Here is a 19577-nt window from a genome sequence, read left to right on the forward strand (position 1 = left end):
TCCTTCAGATGCGCGGCACGGAGACGATGGCGGGGCGTCGCTTGGCGAGCGAGGCGAAGACGTCGGGCGGCACCGGCTGGCCGGGCACGATGTCGAGAACGCTGGCGCGGCCGGAGCGCGCGGCTCGGCGCGCGGCGTCGGCCTCGTCGCGCCAGGCACACAGCGTCAGTTCGAATCGGCCGAAGCCGCCGCATTCCGCCGCGAACGCGCTGGTCGCGGCGTCGATGGTGGCGGCGACCGCGCGGGCGTCCGCCGTGCCGACATCGTGCAGGATCACCGCGACACTGTCGGTCGAGAGCGCCTGGGACTGCATCACCACCAGCGCATCGCGTGGCCCGGTTCGCCCGGCCCGCCTCGCCGCCCGTGCGATCGCCGCAAAGCTCGGGTCCGGACCGAGATCGGCCGTGGTGCTGCAGCAGTCGTGCACGACCGTCGCCTTGGCCTCCGCGAGATCGCCGACCAGCGCATGATAGGAGCGCGGCAGCCATACCGTGTCGAGCGAGCGCTGCGACGTCGCCAGGCACCATGCCTGATCGAGCAGCGCGCCCTCCCACACGGTGGGACACAGCTCGGCGAGCTGCCGCCAGACACCCAGCAATGCCTCGGCGGCAGCGGTCCGGCCGAGATAGATCGTCCGGGCCGACATCTCCCAGCGATTCCATTTGTGAACGGCGAAATCGCAGCCGAGCCCCGCCGGCAGCAGCGGCGCCTCGTGCAGGTCGGCGCCGGCTTCGACGAACAACAGCGGCTCGGCGAAGCGATCCCACATCCGCGCGATGAAATCGGCCTTCTCGGCGCATCGCAGGCGATCGTCGAGCGCGCTGTCGATCGGTTCGATATGCGCCCTCAATTGGTAGCGTTCGGCGGCCTGCTGCAGCCGCAGCGCGCCCTGGGCGTCGCCCCTGCGCGGATAGCAGCTCACCACCCGCAGCCGCTCGATCGCGGGACGCGGGATGAGCGCTTCGATCGCTCCGACGCCACCCCACCACATCTCGTGGGGACCATCGGCCCCATGCGTGCCGACGGTGCCGTATTCGGTCAGCTTCGACTTCAGGAAGTCGAACACCGGGTTCTCGCCGAACGGCACGACGACGATGCTGCCGGCCCGCAGGCTGCGATAGAACAGCTCTGCACCGGCGCTGTTGAGCGGATCGGTGACGATGATCAGCCGGTGTTCAGCGCTGAGTTTGTCGCCGCGTTGGTACAGCCGGGCTTCGCCGAGCCGGGCGGCGAGCCAGCCGAGGCGGCGACGCTGCGCTTCGTTGAGCCGGAGGCCGGCGGCGCGAAGTAAGCCGTCGAGGTGGGAGGCGCTGGCGTGGTCGAGAGCGTGCAAGGCGGAGATCCGCAAGAGAGATGACTAAGCCTTGAACGGCCGAGCACGCGCGATCAGGCGCGGCCGTGCTCGCGGGCGCCGCGTGCCACGATCGCCGCCGGCTGCGTCGCCAGCGGCCGGCCCCTGCCGAGCGGCGTGACGGCCAGCGTGTAGACCGCGAATGGCGATCGCATCGGGCCGAGCTGGATCAGCAGACAGGCGTCGTCCTGCTCGGCCAGATAATGCCGACCGCTGCGGCGCAGCCCGGCATCGATCAGCAGGCCGGCGGGAACGCTTACGACCTCCTGGCTGTGCGCGGCCTCGGCGATGGTCTTGCCCTGCTGCAACACGACGCCATCGAGCAATCCCTCGCGGGTCAATTTGCCGAGCGGCAATGCGATCGTCGCCAGCCCCATCTGCCGTGACACCGGGACGCGCACCCGCAGATCGCCGAGCCCGGTGAGGAACACCGTGACGGTCTCCAGCGTCGCAGTGCCGTCGGTCCTGAACAGGCCGACCTGCAGCGAGCCGCAGGGCGTTTCACCGACCACATCTGCCGACAGCCGATTAGCGCCGAACAGCGCGTAGAAGTAGGCCAGCGCCGGCGACAGCGCCGCGAAACTGCCGGCGATCCACATTGGCGGCGGCGCGGTGGTACAGGCCGCGGAGAGGCCGCGCGCCACGATCTGGTTGCGGATGAAGCCGGCGTCGATCATCGGTGCCAGCGTGGCGGTGCCGAGATTGACGTCGTGCTGGAAGTCGCCGAACAGCGCGAGCTCCTCGTCGTCGGGCAGCAGCAGCAATCGCCCGATCGTGGCTGCACTCCAGGCGGCGGACCGCGCAAGGTCGGCGTACGGTGCCAAGCTGTAATCCGCCGCGACGGCGTCGGCCACAGCCATGAAGGCAAGTGCGCCGGCCTGGATCTCGGCGCATCGCGCGATCTGCGCCGGCGGCCGCGGATTGGGCTCGCGCACGACGCCGCTATCCTGATAGTCGCGGACCGAACCTTCCGGCGAGCAGCAGATCTGTTCGAGGATCAGCGCGTTGCGCACCAGCATCCGGTTGACGTGCGGCGTCACCGTCCGGTCGCAGATGAAGCCTTCGGCGCTGTCGCCCTCGGCAAGGTCTTCGAGCGCGTCGTCGAGAGCGAACAAATACAGCCCGTGGAGCCGAAGCCCGTTGGCCTCGAGTCGCAGCGCGCGGCTCAGCGCTTTCTGGACGTTGCCCGAATAGCCGATATCGATCAGCACGAGATCGGTCAGCGCATCGAAATCCGCGATGGTCTCGCGCAGATAGCAGACCAGCCGGGCCCGGAGCCCGGCCGCCAGGTCGGCGACATCCCGCGGCTGCATCAGCATCGGCAACGCGTCGGCGAGATCGGCTCCGGTGGCGATGCCGCCGGGGTGGTCGGCGAAAAAGCCGGCGATCGGGGCAGGCACAACCTTCAGCATGTCGCCGAATGTCGCGGCATCGATCTTCGGGATCTTGCGAAACAGCTCGCACAGCGGCGCCATCGTATCGGCCGAGGCGATCAGGCTGACGCGGCGGTTGACCTCGAGATAGCAGGCCGGAGCTTCGCGCGTTCGTTGCCAGACTTGATACGACAGGAAGCCGTCGCGGCCGAGGAAGGCGACGCCGACGCGGCGGCCGTCCTGGTCGAGCTTGGCCACGCGGTCCGCCACGAAGGCGTCGAACGCTCGCATCACCGGCCCGACCACGGTGACGCCGAGATGATACGCGGGCGATTGCTCGGCGCTGCGTGCCGCCACCATCCGTCGCAGTGTGCGGGCGCCATGATCGAGCTGCCGCGGATGACCGTCGCACAGGAGGTCGAACAGCGAGGCCTCGCGCTGCAACCGCGACGCCAGCCGCGCGCCGGCCTGCGGATAGTGCCGTGCCCGGATGCCGAAGCGCCGCGCGCCCTCGATGTCGGCTTGCGGATTGTCGCCGACATGCAGCGCGGAAGCGACGTCGACCTGCTGCTCCGCCACATAGGCGGCGAACAGCGCTTCGCTCTTGCTGCTGCGATGATCGCAGGAGGCGTAGAGGAAATCCCAGGCGAGCTCGGGGCAGCACGCCCGCAGGAGTTGCCCCAGCCGCGCTGCGTCCCAATACGTATCGGAGATGAATCCGACGCGGTGGCCGGCGCGTTTGTTGTCGAGATATTGCGCGAGGATTTCCGGATTTGTCCGGCACAAATCGAGTTCGGCACCGAACTCCGCGTCGACCAGTTGATCGACGGCGCTATCATCCAGGCCGAATAGTTTGAACGGAAAGCAGGAATAGATTTCGGCGATGTGCACTTCGGCCGAGCCGCGAGTTTGTTTCGCTTTCGCCCGGGCGCGCGATTCAGCAAGGATGCGATGCTGACAGAAATGATCGGACATGTTTCGATCATCTTCGGAAATGCCGGAAAGCTGATAAGTCCTTTCAAACACGCCGGTCGGCGTGGTGCAGGCGCGTAGCAGAAATGTATCGAAAACATCGAACGAGCAGGCGCGCCGCGTCTGCGCCCGGCGGAAGCCGCCGATCGATAGTGCCGTCATGACTCATAGCCCGCTTGTTTGTCGCCGCTTCAACGCGTGGTAATCGATAAGCAGGCGCTCGATCGCCCGAAATGTTACTTCGTGATCGAAATGACGCGGATCGCCGACTGACAGCGCGATGATTTGCGCTAGTGTCGAGTGCATGATTCGGAACTCACAGCTCATCGCAGGATCACGACGACGAACGTGCGATCACCCCGTCGGCGTTTCTGGTCCTCGCTCCCGAGTCTGGTCCACGGCCGCTCGCTCATTCGCCGCGCGTCCTATCCGCGCGCCGGGAGACGACATGCGAGCGGCCGGCCGTGCCTCCGCGTGGTGGTGGTCCGTTCTCTGCCGGAGTGACCCGGGGCGCGTCCAACGCCGGCAAAAAATGCCGCATGGTGGGCAAAACATTCCCACTAACTATTTGAAAAATAATCAAAATACCGCGCCTGATCGGGCACGGACGGACGTTCAACACGACGAGGCCAGACTGGTTCGGCGCCAGCGGCGTTGCGGGTTGGAGGATGGGGCATGAGTTACGCGGTCGAAATCTCGGCGCCTGCCGAAGCCAACGTCGCAGCGCTCGCGCGAGACCACGATGCGTCGCCCGAGATGGCGCCGCCCCTCGTACCCGACGCGCCGCGACCTGCTGCGGAAACTGTGTTCGACGAGGACGCGCCGCTGCTCGATCAGCTCGCGACCGGAGACGAAGGCGCATTCCGCGCGCTGGTCGAACGCCACATCGATCGCGGCTACGCGATCGCGCTGCGTATTCTCGGCAACGCCGCCGATGCCGAGGACGTGGTGCAGGACACCATGCTGAAGGTCTGGACGCATCGCGGCCGCTGGCAGCACGGCCGCGCCAAGTTCTCGACCTGGCTGTACCGCGTAATCAGCAATCGCTGCATCGACCTGCGCCGCAAGCCGCGCACCGAGAACGTCGACGCCGTCCCCGAGGTCGCCGACTCGCAGCTCGACGCCAGCCGCGTGATCGAGCGCAACGAACTCAGCCGGATGCTGGAAACAGCGATGCAGAGGCTGCCGGATCAGCAGCGCCTCGCGCTGATCCTGTCGTATCACGAGAACATGAGTAACGGCGAGATCGCCGACGTCATGGAAAGCACCGTCTACGCGGTGGAATCCTTGTTGAAGCGGGGGCGGCAACAGCTTCGCGCCTTGCTGCGCGGACACGAGCGTGACCTGCGCGGCGCGTTTACCGACTGTTGACCATAATTCGGCTGCCGCACGCATTCGCCGCCTGATCGAAGCGGCTCCTTCCGTTCGAACATCAGACGGGGACGATCCGCGTCCGGTGTCATCGCCGCCACGCGGCTGGTCACGCCGATCAGCACAGGAGCCTTGCTATGCCCGCGATCTCGACCAACACGGCGGCCAATTCGGCGGTCCGCTATCTCAATATCAACTCCGCGCAGGAAACCAGCTCGCTGTCCAAACTGGCGAGCGGCTCGCGCATCACCTCCGCGTCGGACGACGCGGCCGGCCTTGCGATTTCGACCCGGATCTCCTCGGACGTCACCACGCTGCAGCAGGCCGCCACCAATGCGTCGCAGGCCGTCGCGATCCTGCAGACCGCGGACGGCGGCGCCTCCAACATCAGCGACATCCTGGCCCGCATGAAGTCGCTGGCGTCGGAATCGGCGTCCGGCACCACCACGGATTCGAGCCGCGCCTACATCAATTCGGAATTCTCGCAGCTCTCCAGCCAGATCGACTCGATCGCCAGCGGCACCCGCTATTCCAGCCAGAGCCTGCTCGACGGCACCAGCGTGTTCGCCTCGGGCGTCTCGGTGCTGGTCGGCACGCAAGGCAGCGACACCATCACGATCACGCTGTCCAATCTCAAGTCGTCGACGCTCGGCGTCTCGACGCTCGACGTCAGTACGCAGTCCGGCGCCACCACGGCGTTGAGTTCGCTCGACACCGCAATCAACACGGTCTCGGCGGCGCGCGCCAGCATCGGCGCGCAGGAGTCGCGGTTCAATTTCAGCGCCGACTCGATCTCGACCCAGACGCAGAATCTGCAGTCGGCGAACTCGGCCATCAGGGACGTCGATATCGCCTCCGAGCAGGCCAAGCTGTCGTCCGCCGAGGTCAAGACCCAGGCGGCAGTTTCGGCCGAAGCTGCGGCGAACCAGATGCCGCAGTACCTGCTGAAGCTGCTCAGCTGATGAAGCCCTCGCCGGGCCGGTCACGGCCGGCCCGGCATCACCATGAGATCGACCCGGGATCATGACATCGGTCAGCAGCACGACCTCCGGCACCGCCGGAACCACGACGAGCAGTACGTCGTCGTCCGGCACATCGGTGACGACCTCCGGAACCTCGACCACGACCAGCGTCGACTGGGATTCGCTGATCGCCTCGGCGGTCAACGCCAAGCTCGCCGCGGCGACGTCGATCTCGACCAAAATCACCGCCAACGAAGCCAAGATCGCCGCCTATCAGACGCTGCAGACCAACCTCAGCACGTTGTCCTCGGGGCTGTCGTCGCTGGCGACCGCTGTGGTCAATTCGCTCGCCACCAACGTGTTCGCCACCCGGGCCGCGACGCTGAGTTCGACCGGCGACGTCAGCGCGTCGTCGGCGCTCTCGATGTCGGTGAAGAACGGCGCCGCGACCGGCGACCACACCCTGACGATCAGCCAGATCGCGACCGCCCATAAGGTGATGAGCGCGACGCAATCGAGCGCCACCGACGCGCTCGGCAGCAGCGGCACGATTTCGCTCGGTCTCGCCGGCGGCAGCAGCACGGCGATTTCGATCACCAGCACGATGTCGCTGCAGGATGTCGTCGACGCCGTCAACGCCCAGAGCGCGACCACCAATGTCGAAGCCTCGATCGTGCAGGTGTCGAGCGGCTCGTACCGGATGGTGCTGACGGCGACGCAGGATGCCGCCGACATTCAATACTCCAGCACGTCCGGCGACGATGTTCTCAACACGCTCGGCTTCACCGACGGCTCGGGCAGTTTCGCCAACGTGCTGCAGACGGCGCAGCCCGCCGAATTCACGCTCGACGGCATCGCGATGACGCGCGACACCAACGACATCTCCGACGTGCTGACCGGCGTGACGTTCAACCTGCTGCAGGCGACGCCGAGCGGCTCCAGCATCAATATCAGCATCGGCACCGACACCAGCCAGATCAGCTCGGCGCTGCAGACCTTCGTCACCAACTACAACGCCTATCGGGACGCTGTGATCGCCCAGCAGGCGACCAATTCGGACGGCACCGCCTCCGACGGCGCGGTGCTGTTCGGCGACAGCACGATGCGGGACATCACCAGCCGGCTCGAAGCGGCGCTGAACACCACCGTCGGCGGCCTGTCGATGAGCGCGATCGGCCTGTCCTTCAACGAAAAGAACGAACTCGAGCTCGACACCAGCACGCTGTCGAGCATCCTGTCGACCAATCTCAGCGGTGTCACCAAGCTGTTGTCGGCGCAGACCACGACGTCGTCGAGTCAGCTTGCCGTGGTCAACACCGGCACCGCGCCGCAATCCTTCACGCTGGATCTGGCGGTCGATTCCAGCGGCAATCTCACCAGCGCCTCGGTCAATGGCGACTCGTCGCTGTTCACGGTGAGCGGCACCACCATCATCGGGGCGTCGGGCACCGCCTATGCGGGCATGGCCTTCACCTACAGCGGCACGACGGCGCAGTCGATCAGCGTGACGTCGACCACCGGCATCGCGTCGCAGATCTACCAGATCGCGAACAGCACCTCGTCGACCAGCGGTTCGCTGCAGACGATGATCAGCGGGCTGCAGAGCCGCGACTCCGATCTGCAGCAGAAGGTCGACGACATCACGGCGGCGGCCGCCACCTACAAGAGCCAGTTGCAGACGCAATACGCCAACTATCAGGCGGCGATCGCCAGCGCCGACAACACGCTGACCTATCTGAAAGCCCTCCTCAACGCCAGTTCGAGTAATTGATGACCCAGCATTCGATGGCCCAGCGGGCCAACCAGGCCTACCGCGGCGCCGCCGTGGCCGTGCCGCCGTTGAAGGCGGTGGTGATGCTCCACGCCGGCGCCATCACGCAGCTCCGCCGCGCGATCGAGGCGCAGGAGGCGCGGCGGTTCGAAGAGGGGCACGAATGCGTGGTGCGGGCGACCGCGATCCTGCGCGGGCTGAGCCACTATCTCGATTCCGGCCGGGGCGGCGCGCTGGCCGAGCGGCTGTTCAACACCTACAACGCGCTGGTGCTGGCGGCGTTGCGCGCCTCGGGCCGGCCTCACGCGGGCGCCAATCTGCAGCGCATCATCGACGGCATCGCCGAACTGCGCGAGGCGTGGGAATACGTCGAGACCACGGCCCGGACGGCTGCGCCGACCGCTTCCCGCCGCGCCGAGTAATGCCCCGAGGCCGGCGCGGGTGGAAAGCGATTTCCGGCGGCCCCCAAATGCTTTAAGACGGACATTGTAGCGCCGTGCCGATCGAATCGGCAGCGCTGCAACAGACCGACTGTTCCGTCACGTGGATCGATGATTCCAACGTGCGGGAACGCGCCAGCCCTCTCGTCGAGCATGCGATGGACATTGCGGAGTTCGAGGATCTGATTGACCGGCTGGGGGATGATCCGTCCCGATGGCCCGATGATCAGCGTCGCGAAGCCGAGCGTCTGGTCGCGACCTCCGCGGAGGCGCAGCGGCTGCTCGCCGACGCCAAGGCGGTCCGCGAAGCCCTGGCTGCGCCGCCGGTCCGGGCTCCGGCCGGCCTTGCCGACCGCATCGTCACAGCCGCCAGGCAAGCTCAGGTGGAACCGCAGGGATCTCCCGAGGGCGAGGCCGATCAGCCTGCCGCCGCGAAAGTCTTCGCCCGCTGAGCGCCCGCAGGTTTACGGCCGGACGGATCTGCTTCCCGGGCCAGAGCGGCCGTCAGCTGCTCGCCGGCAGGCTCACGGTCCACGGCTCGTCGAACACGTGCTCTTCGAGATTCAGCCCCGGCCCAGAGCGGTCGATCACCACGAAATCCTGCGCAGCGCCGTATGGCGTCAGCACGCCGTGCCAGACGTTGCGCGCGTAGCAGACGCCCTGATGCGGGGCGGTGAAGAAAGCCTGCGGCCTGCCGGGTCCGCCCGCTTCATCCGGACACACGATCACCAGAAACGGCGCGGCGTTCAGCGGCACGAACGCCTGGGCGCCGAGCGGGTGGCGCTCGACCAGCGCCAGCCGCAGCGGCAGCCGATAAGGCTGCGCCTCGACCAGCCCGACCACGACCTGCGCGCCGTCACCGGTCACATCGATCGCGGCGAGGTCGTGGTAGCGCTGCGCCATGCCGGCGTTCATCGGCCGCGGCGCGACCTGTGCGGTGTCGATGACTTGGCCAAACGGCGCGAACGCCGCGGCGGTCAGCGGCTGCGCGATCAGTACGCGGTCGCGCGCATCGCTCATCGGCCGAACCCGCGGCGGCCGAGCGCCGGATGGCGGTTGACGTCCTTGTACAGCAGATAGCGGAAGCGGCCGGGGCCGCCCGCGTAGCAGGCCTGCGGGCAGAACGCGCGCAGCCACATGAAGTCGCCGGCCTCGACCTCGACCCAGTCGCGGTTGAGCCGATACACCGCCTTGCCTTCGAGCACGAACAGGCCGTGCTCCATCACATGGGTTTCCTCGAACGGGATCGAGGCGCCGGGCTGCAGCGTCACGATGTTGACGTGCATGTCGTGGCGCAGATCCTCCGGCGAGACGAACCGCGTCGTCGCCCAGGCGCCGCCTGTGCCGGTCATGCCGGCTGGTTCGATCTCGGCCTCGTGGGTGACGAAGGCATCCGGCACGTCGAAGCCGCGTGCGAACTCATAGGCCTTGCGAATCCAGTGCAGGCGCGCTGGCGCGTCGCCGCGGTTGCGCAGCTTCCAGCCGGCGCCGGGTGGCAGATAGGCGTAGCTGCCGGGCCGCAGCGCGTAGTCCTGGCCGTCGAGGGTGAGGGCCGGGGTGCCGCCGACTACGAAAAGCACGCCTTCGGCCTGCGGATCGGGTTCGGGGCTGTCGCTGCCGCCGCCGGGTCCGATCTCCATCAGGTACTGCGAGAACGTCTCGGCAAAGCCCGACAGCGGCCGCGCCAGGATCCAGGCGCGGGTGCCGGTCCAGCCCGGCAGCAGGCTGGTGACGATGTCGCTCATCACGCCGTGCGGGATCACCGCATAGGCTTCGGTGAACACCGCGCGTCCGGTATGCAGCGCGCCCTGGGGTGGCAGGCCCCCGCAGGGCGGGTTGTAGGTCGGAGCATCCATGGGGCCTCTCCCGGTCGTTTCTTGCGTCGTTTCTTGCATCGTTGCCTGCTCGTCCGCCCGCGTCAGGCGGGCGCTTTCGCCACCGGCGCATCGAGGATCGCGGCGGTGTCGGTGCTGACCTCGCCGTTCAGCACGCGCTTCGCCTGCGCGCGGTCGATATCACCCTCCCAGGCGGCGATCACCACGGTGGCCACGCAGTTGCCGACGAGGTTGCCGAGCGCGCGGGCGATGCCGACGAACCAGTCGACCGACAGCACCAGCACCAGGCCGATCAGCGGAATATCCGGCACCGCCGACAGCGTCGCGGCCAGCACCACGATTGCCGAGCCGGGCACGCCGTGGGCACCCTTGGAGGTGAGCAGCGCGATGCCGAGGATGACCAGCAGATGGCCGAACGACAGCGGCGTGTTGGTGGCCTGGGCGATGAACACCGTCGCCAGCGTCAGATACAGCGAGAACGCGTCGAGGTTGAAGGAGTAGCCGGTCGGGATCACCAGGCCGACGGTGGAGTCCTTGATGCCGAGCCGCTCCAGCTTGCGCATCACCTGCGGCAGCACGCTGTCCGACGACGCGGTGCCGGCCACCACCATCAGCTCCTCGCGCAGATAGGCCAGCAGCTTGATCAGGCTGAAGCCCGCCAGCCGCATGATGCCGCCGAGGATCACGAACACGAACAGCGCGACGCCGACATAGAACAGCGCGACCAGGAGGCCGAGCTGCTTGAGCGAGCCGACGCCGTATTTGCCGACCGTGAACGCGACCGCACCGAGCACGCCGAGCGGCGCCAGCCGGACGATGATGCCGATGATCTTGAACAGCACGTCGGTGATCCGCTCGATGCTGTCGGCCAGTGACCGGCCACGTTCGCCGAGCATCGACAGGCCGGCGCCGAACAGAATGGCGATGATCAGCACCTGCAGCACGTCGCCCTTGGCGAAGGCGTCGATGAAGGTCGTCGGCACCAGCCGCATCAGGAAGTCGACGAAGCCGGTGACTTCCTTGACGTGGCTGGTGTAGCCGGCGAGCGCCGAGCCATCCAGCGTCGCGGTGTTGACGTTCATGCCGGCGCCGGGCTGGAACAGGTAGGCCAGCGCGATCCCCAGCGCGAGCGCGATCGTCGTCACCGCCTCGAAGTAGATCAGCGACTTCAGCCCGACGCGCCCGACCTTCTTGAGGTCGCCGGCGCCGACGATGCCGTTGACCACGACGCCGAACACCAGCGGCGCGATCGCGAATTTGATCAGCTTGATGAACAGGTCGCCGAGCGGCTTCAGCGCGACGCCGATCTCCGGCCACAGCGCACCGATGACGACACCAAGCACGAGGGCAGCAACCACCTGCCCGAACAGCGACGTGAAAAACTGCCTCATCGGAATTGTCCCGGGTCTGGAGCGATCTGGAGCCTGCGGAACAATCACTGCTGTGTTTCTAGACGTCAAATATTTCCTATGTCTTGATTGACACGATCGAAGTATGATTAAGGCATGGAAATCCGGCATCTCCGCTACTTCGTGGCCGTTGCGCGGCATCTCAACTTCACGGCGGCCGCCGAGAGCCTCGGCGTCGCGCAGCCGCCGCTGAGTCAGCAGATCCGCGATCTCGAGGCGGAAATCGGCACAGCGCTGTTCGAGCGGACCACGCGCCAAGTCAGCCTGACGCGCGCCGGCGAGGATTTTCTCAAGCAGGCGCTCGCGATTTTGCAGCGGGCCGAAGACGCCGTGCAGCGGGCCCGCGCGATCGGCGCCGGCACCGCCGGCATCCTCAATGTCGGACTCACCGGCTCGGTGCTGACCGGACCGCTCGGGCGCGCGATCCAGCAATTCGCGCTGAACTATCCAGACGTCGATCTGCGCATTCACGAAATGTCGCCGGATCGGCAGGTCGCTGCGCTGAAATCCGGACAGACCGACGTGAGTTTCCTGCGCTGTCCGCCGCAGGACGTCGACATCGTCAGCACGCCGGCATGGACGGAGTCGGTGCGGGTGGTGCTGCCGAAGGGCCACAAGCTCGCGGCCAAAAAGGTGATGCTGGCGGATCTTCGCGACGAAAGCTTCGTGTTTCTGCGGCTCGACGATTCGCTGTTCGCCAAATATCTGTGGCAGTGCTGTTTCGAAGCCGGCTTCGCGCCCCGGATCACCCATCAGGCGATCGAATCGGCCTCGCTGATCAGCCTGGTCGCCGCCGGTCTCGGCGTCGCGATCATCCCGGAATTCGTCAGCAAGCTGGCGCATCAGGATGTCGTGTATCGGCCGGTCGGCGGCTCGCCGATCCGCGCCGACGTGCACGCGCTGCGAACCTCCGCGAGCAATCCGCTGGTCGATCAATTCGTCAGCCTGGTCCAGACGCTCGGCCACACCGCCTGAGTGGCGTCACAGGGCCCCGTGCGGAGCGGGCAGGATGTCGCATGCGACGTCGCGCGCGGTCTCGGCGGCGGCCGCGATCGGAACGGTTGCCCATAGGCGAGCTTGAACCCTGCCGACGGGCGACGCCCGCTCGCCGCCTTTGCGCGATCCGCCACCCCGCAACATCCGGACGCCCGAACCGATGTCGTCACCTCAGCCTAAGCCGAGCACCAAGGCGAAGTCCGGACCCCGCCGTCCCACCGTTCTGATCACCGGCAGCAGCGGCTTTCTCGGCCAGGCGATCGCTAAGGGATTGTCGCAGCGCTATCGGGTGATCGGCCTCGACGTCATGCAGCCGCGCACGCCGCTCAAGGGCATGCAAACGCTGGAAGTCGACCTCACCTCCGACGACAGCGTCGCGCGGGCAGTCAGGCAGGCCGCGGCGCTCGCGGGCGGCGAGATCGCGTCGGTGATCCATCTCGCCGCGTATTACGACACGACCGGCGAGGACAATCCGAAGTACCAGACCGTCACGGTCGACGGAACGCGGCGCCTGCTGCGCGAACTGCGCGCGGTCGGTGCCGAACAGCTGGTGTTCTCCAGCACGCTGCTGGTGCATGCACCGAGCCCGCAACACGGCGCGCGTATCGACGAAACCTCGCCTGTCCGTCCGGCCTGGGCCTATCCGCAGTCGAAGGCCGAGACCGAGCAGCTGATCGCGCAGGAGCGCGGCGATGTGAACGCCGTCATCCTGCGGCTCGCCGGGGTCTATGACGAGGACTGTCGCGCCGCCTTCGTGGCGCAGCAGATCTCGCGCATCTACGAGCGGCTGCCGACGGCCTATCTGTTCACCGGCGATCTCAGCGCCGGGCAGCCCTATCTGCACAAGGACGATCTGGTCGACGCCATCGTCCGCACCGTCGATCGCCGCGGCGAATTGCCCGGCGAGACCACGCTGCTGATCGGCGAAGAGCACATGCCATCCTACGAGGAGATGCAGAAGCGCATCGGCCAGCTCGTCCACGACGAGGACTGGCCGACCTTCAGTCTGCCCAAGCCGTTCACCAAGGCCGGCGCCTGGATGCAGGCCGAGGTGCTCGATCAGGACACCGACATCAAGCCGTGGATGGTGGAGAACTCGGACGATCACTACGAGATCGACATCGCGCGTGCCCGGGCGCTGCTCGGCTGGGAGCCGGCGCATCGGCTGATCGATACGCTGCCGGAGATGATCGGCAGGTTGAAGCAGGACCCGACGCGCTGGTACGCGATCAACAAGCGCGATCCGGAAGTCGTCGCCGCGTCCGAGCCGGAGCTGGCGCAGGCGCGCGAACGGCTGCGACAGCCGCTCGAACGCACCGAGCAGGAGGTCGAGCAGGAGCTCGAGCACCAGCGGTTTCGCACGCTGTGGGCGCCGCTCGCGGCCGCCGCGCTTGGGCTATGGCTGATCACGTCGCCGCTGACGCTCGGGCTGTTCGATCCGGTGATGCCGACCGTGCCGCCGGCGCTCGGTCACGAGCTCGCCGAGCCGCAGACCCGCAATACGCAGCTCGGCGTCAGCGAGATCGTCTCCGGCCTGCTGATCGCCGTGCTGGCGCTCGCCGGCATGGCGCGGCAGCGGCGCTGGATGCATTGGGCAGGCGCTGCGGTCGGCCTGTGGGTGATGATCGCGCCACTGTTGTTCTGGACCACCAACGCCGCCGCCTACGCCACCGACACGCTGGTCGGCATGCTGGTGATCACCTTCCTGGTGCTGATTCCGCCGCCGCCCGGCATCAGCCGCCGCGCGCTCGCGGCCGACGACGATCGCCCGCTCGGCTGGACCTACTCACCGTCGTCGTTCTCGCAGCGGATTCCGATCATCACGCTGGCGTTCGTCGGCCTGTTCGTGTCGCGCTATCTGGCGGCCTATCAGATGGGCCACACCGACAGCCTGTGGGAGCCGTTCTTTAGTGCCGGCGACGCACCGGTGATGAACGGCAGCGAGGCGGTGGTGACGTCGTGGGTGTCGAAGGGCTTTCCGATCGCCGATGCAGGGCTCGGTGCTTTCGCCTACGCACTCGACATCCTGGCCGGCACGATCGGCGATCGCCGCCGCTGGCGGACGATGCCTTGGATGGTGTTCCTGTTCGGCCTCCTGATCGTCCCGCTCGGTATCGTCAGCGTGTCGTTCATCATCATCCAGCCGCCGCTGATCGGTGCGCTGTGTACGCTGTGCATCCTGCAGGCGGTGGTGACGGTGATCCTGATTCCCTACTCGCTCGACGAGGTGCTGGCGAGCGCGCAGTATCTGTGGCGCGCCAAGCAGGCGGGCGAGCCATTCTGGCGCACCTTCTGGAAGGGCGGGCCCTCGCTCGACAAGGACCAGACGCCGCAGCCGGATCTCGAACGCCCGGTCGGCGAGATCCTCAAGGACTTCGTGGTCGGCGGCGTCACCTTCCCGTGGACGCTCGGCGCCAGCGCGGCGCTGGGTGTCGCGCTCGCGGCGTCACCCCTGCTGGTCGGCACTGTGCCGCCGCTGTCCTTCAGCGATCATATCGCCGGCTGCCTGGCGATCCTGATCGCCGTCACCGCGCTGGCCGAGGTGGCGCGTCCGGTGCGCTTCCTCAACATCGCGGTCGGCGCCTGGGTCGCCGCCTCGCCGTTCGTGCTCGGCGGCGCGCCGGCGGCAGGCGCCGTCCACGTGGTGCTGGGACTGGCTCTGATCGGCCTGAGCCTGCCGCGCGGCACGCGCAGCCGGCATCATTACGGCGCCTGGGACCGCGCCATCATCTGAGGCGCGAACGCTAGGCGTCGGCGCGGGCGGCGCTGTCGTTCGGAGTCGGCGGCGCAATCGCCGGCGTCCCGGCCGTCAGCGCCTGGGTTTCGGCCGGCTGACGCGCGATCGAATAGATGTCCCAGGTGGCGATGAACAGCGCCGCGATCACCGGGCCGACGATGAAACCGTTGAGGCCGAATACCTGCAGGCCGCCGAGCGTCGAGATCAGCACCACGTAGTCCGGCATCCGTGTATCCTTGCCGACCAGCACCGGACGCAGCACGTTGTCGACCATGCCGATCACCAGCGTGCCGAACGCGATCAGCACCACGCCCTGCCAAACCGAACCGGTTGCCAGCATGTAGATCGCGACCGGCAGCCAGACCAGGCCGGCGCCGACCGCCGGCAGCAGCGACAGGAACGCCATCACCACGCCCCACAGCAGCGCGCCCTTGATGCCGAGCAGATAGAAGATCACGCCGCCGAGCGCGCCCTGGATCAGGGCGATCAGCATGTTGCCCTTCACCGTGGCGCGGATCACGACGGCGAATTTGCGCAGCAGCTGGCTCTCCTGCTCGACCGGCAGCGGAATCGCGCGGCGAATGCGGCCGGCCAACAGATCGCCGTCGCGCAGCAGGAAGAACAGCAGATACAGCATGACACCGAGATTGACGACCACCTCCAGGGTGCCTTGCCCGATGCCGATCGCCTGGCTGGCGATGTACTGGCTGCCCTGCATCAGCCCGCTCGTCAGCCGCTGCTGCAAATCGGCGAGGCTGCCGATGTTGAAACGATCGAGCACGCCGCTGATCCAGCCCGGCGGGTCGGCGATGATCTGCTTCAGATAGCGCAGCACGTCGAGGTCACCGGATTCCACCCGCCGATACATCTGGCCGGCTTCCTGCGCCAGCGCGGCGCCGATCAGCGACAACGGCAGCAGCACCAGCATGATGATGATCGCCAGCGTGGTCAGCGCCGCGAGGTTGCGACGGCCGTCGAACAGCTGGGTGAGCCGCCGGTTGAGCGGCGCGAAGATGATCGCCATCACCATGCCCCACAGCACCGCGCTGTACAGCGGCAGCAGGATCCAGCCGAAGCCGATCGAAACCACCACCAGCAGCAGGATGAAGAACGGATTCTCCGACGCGCGCATTCCCGAACGATCTCCTCGGCCGTTGCGGACCTCAACGACTCACGTCGTCAATCGCTCCGCGACAGCTGTCACAATCTGCAGCCTCCGTGCCCCGCGCAGAGGAGTGTCGAGACAACGCCCCCTGCGCGACAGCCGGAACGGTCGCTTTCGTCCTCACGGTAAGTCATTGCATCGGGAATTGAAATGCCGGCGCCCCGGGCTACGGCGACGCGGGTCATCCTGCTGCCGCACGGCGGGCCGGCCGAGTCGCCCCGACACGAGTAACTCCGTAGAGATACGAGCAGGATTATTAACCAAGCGAAAAGTTCCCCATCGCAACATTCCGGCGACCAACACCAGACGATCACGCGATCGGCGGACGGCGTTGATCGCGTCTCGTACCACGCGGGTCTCAGCTCTTAACTACACACCAGACGCCGGACGTCCCAGGACGGCAGGAAGACCACCATGCTGGCAAAATTCTCCATCCGCGCAAAGATCACCACGCTCGTGGCTGCGCTGCTCATCGCCATGTCGGGATTGGGCGCGCTCGGGATTGTCAAACTGCAGGCGATGAATGCCGCCACGGTCGACATCGCCAAGAACTGGCTGCCGAGCGTCCGGGTCCTCGGTGAGCTGCGCTACAACGTGCTGAACTACCGGACCGGTCTCCGAAATCACCTGCTCGACCTGACGGCGGAGGGCAAGGCGGCGGTGGACAAGCGCATCGCCGAACTCGACGAGAGGATCCAGAAGACCCAGCAGACCTATGAGCCGCTGATTTCCACGCCCGAGGAGCGGCAGATCTACGAGAGCTGGAAAACCCAATGGGCTGAATACAAGGCCGTTGCGGCAAAGATCATCGAAGCGTCGCGCAAGACGCCGGGGCAGATCTCGGCAGAGGGCACGGAGATCCTGTTCAAGCAGGCCAATCCGCTCGGCCTGAAGCTCGACGAATTCCTGCAGAAGGACGTCGCGCTGAACGACAAGGGGGCGGACGATTCGACGGTGGCGGCAGACGCCACCTACTCGTCGGCGTTCTACATCATCCTCACCATCCTGGCCGTCAGCATCCTGTTCGGTGTGGTCGCCAGCTTCCTGGTGATCCGCGACGTCATCGCCGGCATCGACGGCGTCATCAAGCCGATGCAGGCGCTCGGCCAGGGCGACCTGTCCGCCGACGTGCCGTATCGCGGCATCACCACCGAGATCGGCGCGATGGCCGACGCGCTGCAGATCTTCAAGGAAGCGCTGATCGCCAAGAAGGCCGCCGACGAAGCGGCGGCGCGGGAAGCGGAGGCGAAGATCGCGCGCGGTCAGCGGGTGGATGCGGCGACCCGGCAGTTCGAAAGCGCGATCAGCGAGATCGTCGCCACCGTCACGTCGGCCTCGACCGAGCTCGAAGCCTCGGCCGGCACCCTCACCGCCACGGCCGGACATGCCCAGGAGCTGACCACCGCGGTCGCGGCGGCGTCGGAAGAAGCCTCGACCAACGTGCAGTCGGTGGCGTCGGCGACCGAAGAAATGTCGTCGTCGATCACCGAGATCAGCCGCCAGGTGCAGGAATCCGCCCGCATCGCCAGCGAGGCCGTCGAGCAGGCCCGCAACACCAATGCCAGCGTCGGCGAACTGTCGACGGCGGCGGCGCGGATCGGCGATGTTGTCGAGCTGATCAACACCATCGCAGGCCAGACCAACCTGCTGGCGCTCAACGCCACGATCGAGGCGGCGAGGGCCGGCGAGGCGGGCCGCGGCTTCGCCGTGGTCGCCTCGGAGGTGAAGGCGCTCGCCGAGCAGACCGCCAAGGCGACCGGCGAGATCAGCGCGCAGATCGGCGGCATCCAGAATGCGACCGGCTCGTCCGTCAAGGCGATCCGCGAGATCGGCGAAACCATCGCCAAGATGTCGGAGATCGCCTCGACCATCGCGTCCGCGGTCGAGGAACAGGGCGCCGCCACGCAGGAAATCTCGCGCAACGTCCAGCAGGCGGCGCAAGGCACCCAGCAGGTCTCGGCCAACATCACCGACGTGCAGCGCGGCGCCACCGAGACCGGCTCCGCCTCCGGCCAGGTGCTGTCGGCCGCCCGTTCGCTGTCGCAGGACAGCGACAAGCTCAAGAACGAAGTCGCGAAGTTCCTGGAGACCGTGCGGGCCGCCTGAGCGCGGCCGGTCGTTCCACCGTCTCATCCCGCCTGCGCCGCGCGATCCGTTTCGCGCGGCGCTTTTTTGTTCGCGCGCGGCAGCCTCCGATTTGCGGTTTGCTGGCAGGACTGACAGTGTTCTGCGCAGGCGCGCGATGCGGTGCGGCCAGCCGGATTCACCAGGGAAGGAAACGCGATGAGCGACGCCGTCGTCGACGACATCGTGGCGTTGCTGCCGCCGCTGCTGCAGTCGATCGAGACGCTCGGCTTTGTCGCGCGCTATCTGCATCCGCCGGAGTTCGGCGAGGTGATGCAGATGGCGGGTGCCCCCGACGCGGAGCTGCGCGCCGAACTGCCGCGGCTGGCGAACTGGCCCGACGCGTTCGCGCATCTGCGCGGACCGTTGCAGACCGCCGGCGATCACGTCATGGCGGCGTTCGATAGTTTGCACGCCGCCGAGTCCGGCCAAGGTGATCTCGTCACGGTGTTCCGCGCGCTGCGGCATCTGCCGCAGGCGATGGAAGCGCTGTATCCGCTGGCCGCGACGCTGCCGCCGGTGTCGGATCTGTTCCTCGACCACGACGCGCGCGCCGACGAGGATCTGCGCGCGCCTGGCACAACCGAAGCATCCGGACAGCGGCGTGTTTCACCACGACAACGAGCCCGGCAGCCGCGGCGGCTTCTCGTTCTATGTGCCCGAGACCTACACGCCGGATCGGCCCTGGCCGCTGGTGGTGGCGCTGCATGGCGGCAGCGGCCACGGCCGGCTGTTTCTGTGGAGCTGGCTGCGCGAGGCGCGCAGCCACGGCGCCATCGTCGTGGCGCCGACCGCGCTCGGTCCGACCTGGGCACTGATGGGCGAAGATGCCGACACGCCCAATCTCGACCGCATCGTCGCCTTCCTGCGGTCGCGCTGGTCGATTGATCCGCAGCGGCTGCTGCTCACCGGCCTGAGCGACGGCGGCACCTTCTGCTACGTCAGCGGGCTCGGCCCCGCCTCGCCGTTCACGCATCTGGCGCCGATCGCCGCCAGCTTTCATCCGATGATCGCCAGCATGGCCGATGCCGATCGGCTGCGCGGCCTGCCGATTCAAATCGTGCACGGCCG

At 67.2% G+C, this 19577-nt stretch carries 14 protein-coding genes and 1 pseudogene; 9 read left to right on the top strand and 6 right to left on the bottom strand.

The annotated features are described in order from the left end of the window. Nucleotides 1-4 precede the first annotated feature (4 nt). Together IP86_RS09100 and IP86_RS09105 are read right to left on the bottom strand one after the other, a co-directional pair. On the bottom strand, nt 5-1333 hold the full coding sequence (locus tag IP86_RS09100) for a hypothetical protein (RefSeq protein WP_054162215.1): 1329 nt from the start codon (nt 1331-1333) through the stop codon (nt 5-7). A gap of 53 nt (nt 1334-1386) precedes the next feature. Continuing rightward, nucleotides 1387-3858, bottom strand: coding sequence for an HAD family hydrolase (locus IP86_RS09105; RefSeq protein WP_245290577.1), 2472 nt, complete (start codon nt 3856-3858; stop codon nt 1387-1389). Nucleotides 3859-4371: 513 nt separating this feature from the next. Here IP86_RS09105 and IP86_RS09110 point away from each other — a divergent pair. From IP86_RS09110 to IP86_RS09130, 5 genes are all read left to right on the top strand, one after another. Continuing rightward, entirely contained in the window at nt 4372-5067 is a 696-nt protein-coding gene (locus IP86_RS09110) for an RNA polymerase sigma factor (RefSeq protein ID WP_054162200.1), read from the top strand. 137 nt (nt 5068-5204) lie between these two features. Beyond that, nucleotides 5205-6029, top strand: coding sequence for a flagellin (locus IP86_RS09115; RefSeq protein WP_054162201.1), 825 nt, complete (start codon nt 5205-5207; stop codon nt 6027-6029). Between the two features lie 61 nt (nt 6030-6090). Then, on the top strand, nt 6091-7800 hold the full coding sequence (gene fliD / locus IP86_RS09120; RefSeq protein WP_054162202.1) for a flagellar filament capping protein FliD: 1710 nt from the start codon (nt 6091-6093) through the stop codon (nt 7798-7800). Continuing rightward, nucleotides 7800-8222: a flagellar export chaperone FliS gene (locus IP86_RS09125; RefSeq protein ID WP_054162203.1), complete on the top strand. Its 423-nt coding sequence runs from the start codon at nt 7800-7802 to the stop codon at nt 8220-8222. The genes fliD and IP86_RS09125 overlap by 1 nt, the downstream gene beginning before the upstream one ends. Nucleotides 8223-8296: 74 nt before the next feature. Beyond that, nucleotides 8297-8692 (top strand): hypothetical protein, encoded by a 396-nt coding sequence (locus tag IP86_RS09130; protein ID WP_502693994.1) that lies wholly within the window; start codon nt 8297-8299, stop codon nt 8690-8692. Nucleotides 8693-8744: 52 nt separating this feature from the next. On the opposite strand, the gene IP86_RS09135 is transcribed toward IP86_RS09130, so the two are convergent. The 3 genes from IP86_RS09135 to IP86_RS09145 all read right to left on the bottom strand — a co-directional run bounded on the left by IP86_RS09135 (nt 8745) and on the right by IP86_RS09145 (nt 11466). Beyond that, nucleotides 8745-9260 carry an ureidoglycolate lyase gene (locus tag IP86_RS09135; RefSeq protein WP_054162204.1) on the bottom strand — a complete coding sequence of 172 codons (516 nt, stop codon included), beginning with the start codon at nt 9258-9260 and terminating at the stop codon, nt 8745-8747. After that, on the bottom strand, nt 9257-10096 hold the full coding sequence (locus tag IP86_RS09140; RefSeq protein WP_054162205.1) for a bifunctional allantoicase/(S)-ureidoglycine aminohydrolase: 840 nt from the start codon (nt 10094-10096) through the stop codon (nt 9257-9259). Before IP86_RS09140 ends, IP86_RS09135 begins: the two co-directional genes overlap by 4 nt. Before the next feature lie 62 nt (nt 10097-10158). Next, on the bottom strand, nt 10159-11466 hold the full coding sequence (locus tag IP86_RS09145; RefSeq protein ID WP_054162206.1) for a dicarboxylate/amino acid:cation symporter: 1308 nt from the start codon (nt 11464-11466) through the stop codon (nt 10159-10161). A 114-nt stretch (nt 11467-11580) separates the two neighbouring features. On the opposite strand from IP86_RS09145, the gene IP86_RS09150 reads away from it, so the two are divergent. Together IP86_RS09150 and IP86_RS09155 are read left to right on the top strand one after the other, a co-directional pair. Next, the gene (locus IP86_RS09150; RefSeq protein ID WP_054162207.1) at nt 11581-12459 is read left to right on the top strand and encodes a LysR family transcriptional regulator; all 879 of its coding nucleotides are present in this window, start codon (nt 11581-11583) and stop codon (nt 12457-12459) included. A gap of 181 nt (nt 12460-12640) precedes the next feature. Beyond that, nucleotides 12641-15214 (top strand): NAD-dependent epimerase/dehydratase family protein, encoded by a 2574-nt coding sequence (locus IP86_RS09155; protein WP_054162208.1) that lies wholly within the window; start codon nt 12641-12643, stop codon nt 15212-15214. 10 nt (nt 15215-15224) lie between these two features. On the opposite strand, the gene IP86_RS09160 is transcribed toward IP86_RS09155, so the two are convergent. Further along, nucleotides 15225-16349 (bottom strand): AI-2E family transporter, encoded by a 1125-nt coding sequence (locus IP86_RS09160; protein WP_054162209.1) that lies wholly within the window; start codon nt 16347-16349, stop codon nt 15225-15227. A gap of 447 nt (nt 16350-16796) precedes the next feature. Between IP86_RS09160 and IP86_RS09165 the strand changes: the two genes are divergently transcribed. After that, nucleotides 16797-18488, top strand: coding sequence for a methyl-accepting chemotaxis protein (locus tag IP86_RS09165; protein WP_054162210.1), 1692 nt, complete (start codon nt 16797-16799; stop codon nt 18486-18488). A gap of 177 nt (nt 18489-18665) precedes the next feature. After that, nucleotides 18666-19577 (top strand): annotated as a pseudogene (locus IP86_RS09170) (phospholipase); the annotation flags it as partial.

The sequence above is a fragment of the Rhodopseudomonas sp. AAP120 genome, assembly GCF_001295845.1.
Classification (GTDB): Bacteria; Pseudomonadota; Alphaproteobacteria; order Rhizobiales; family Xanthobacteraceae; genus Rhodopseudomonas.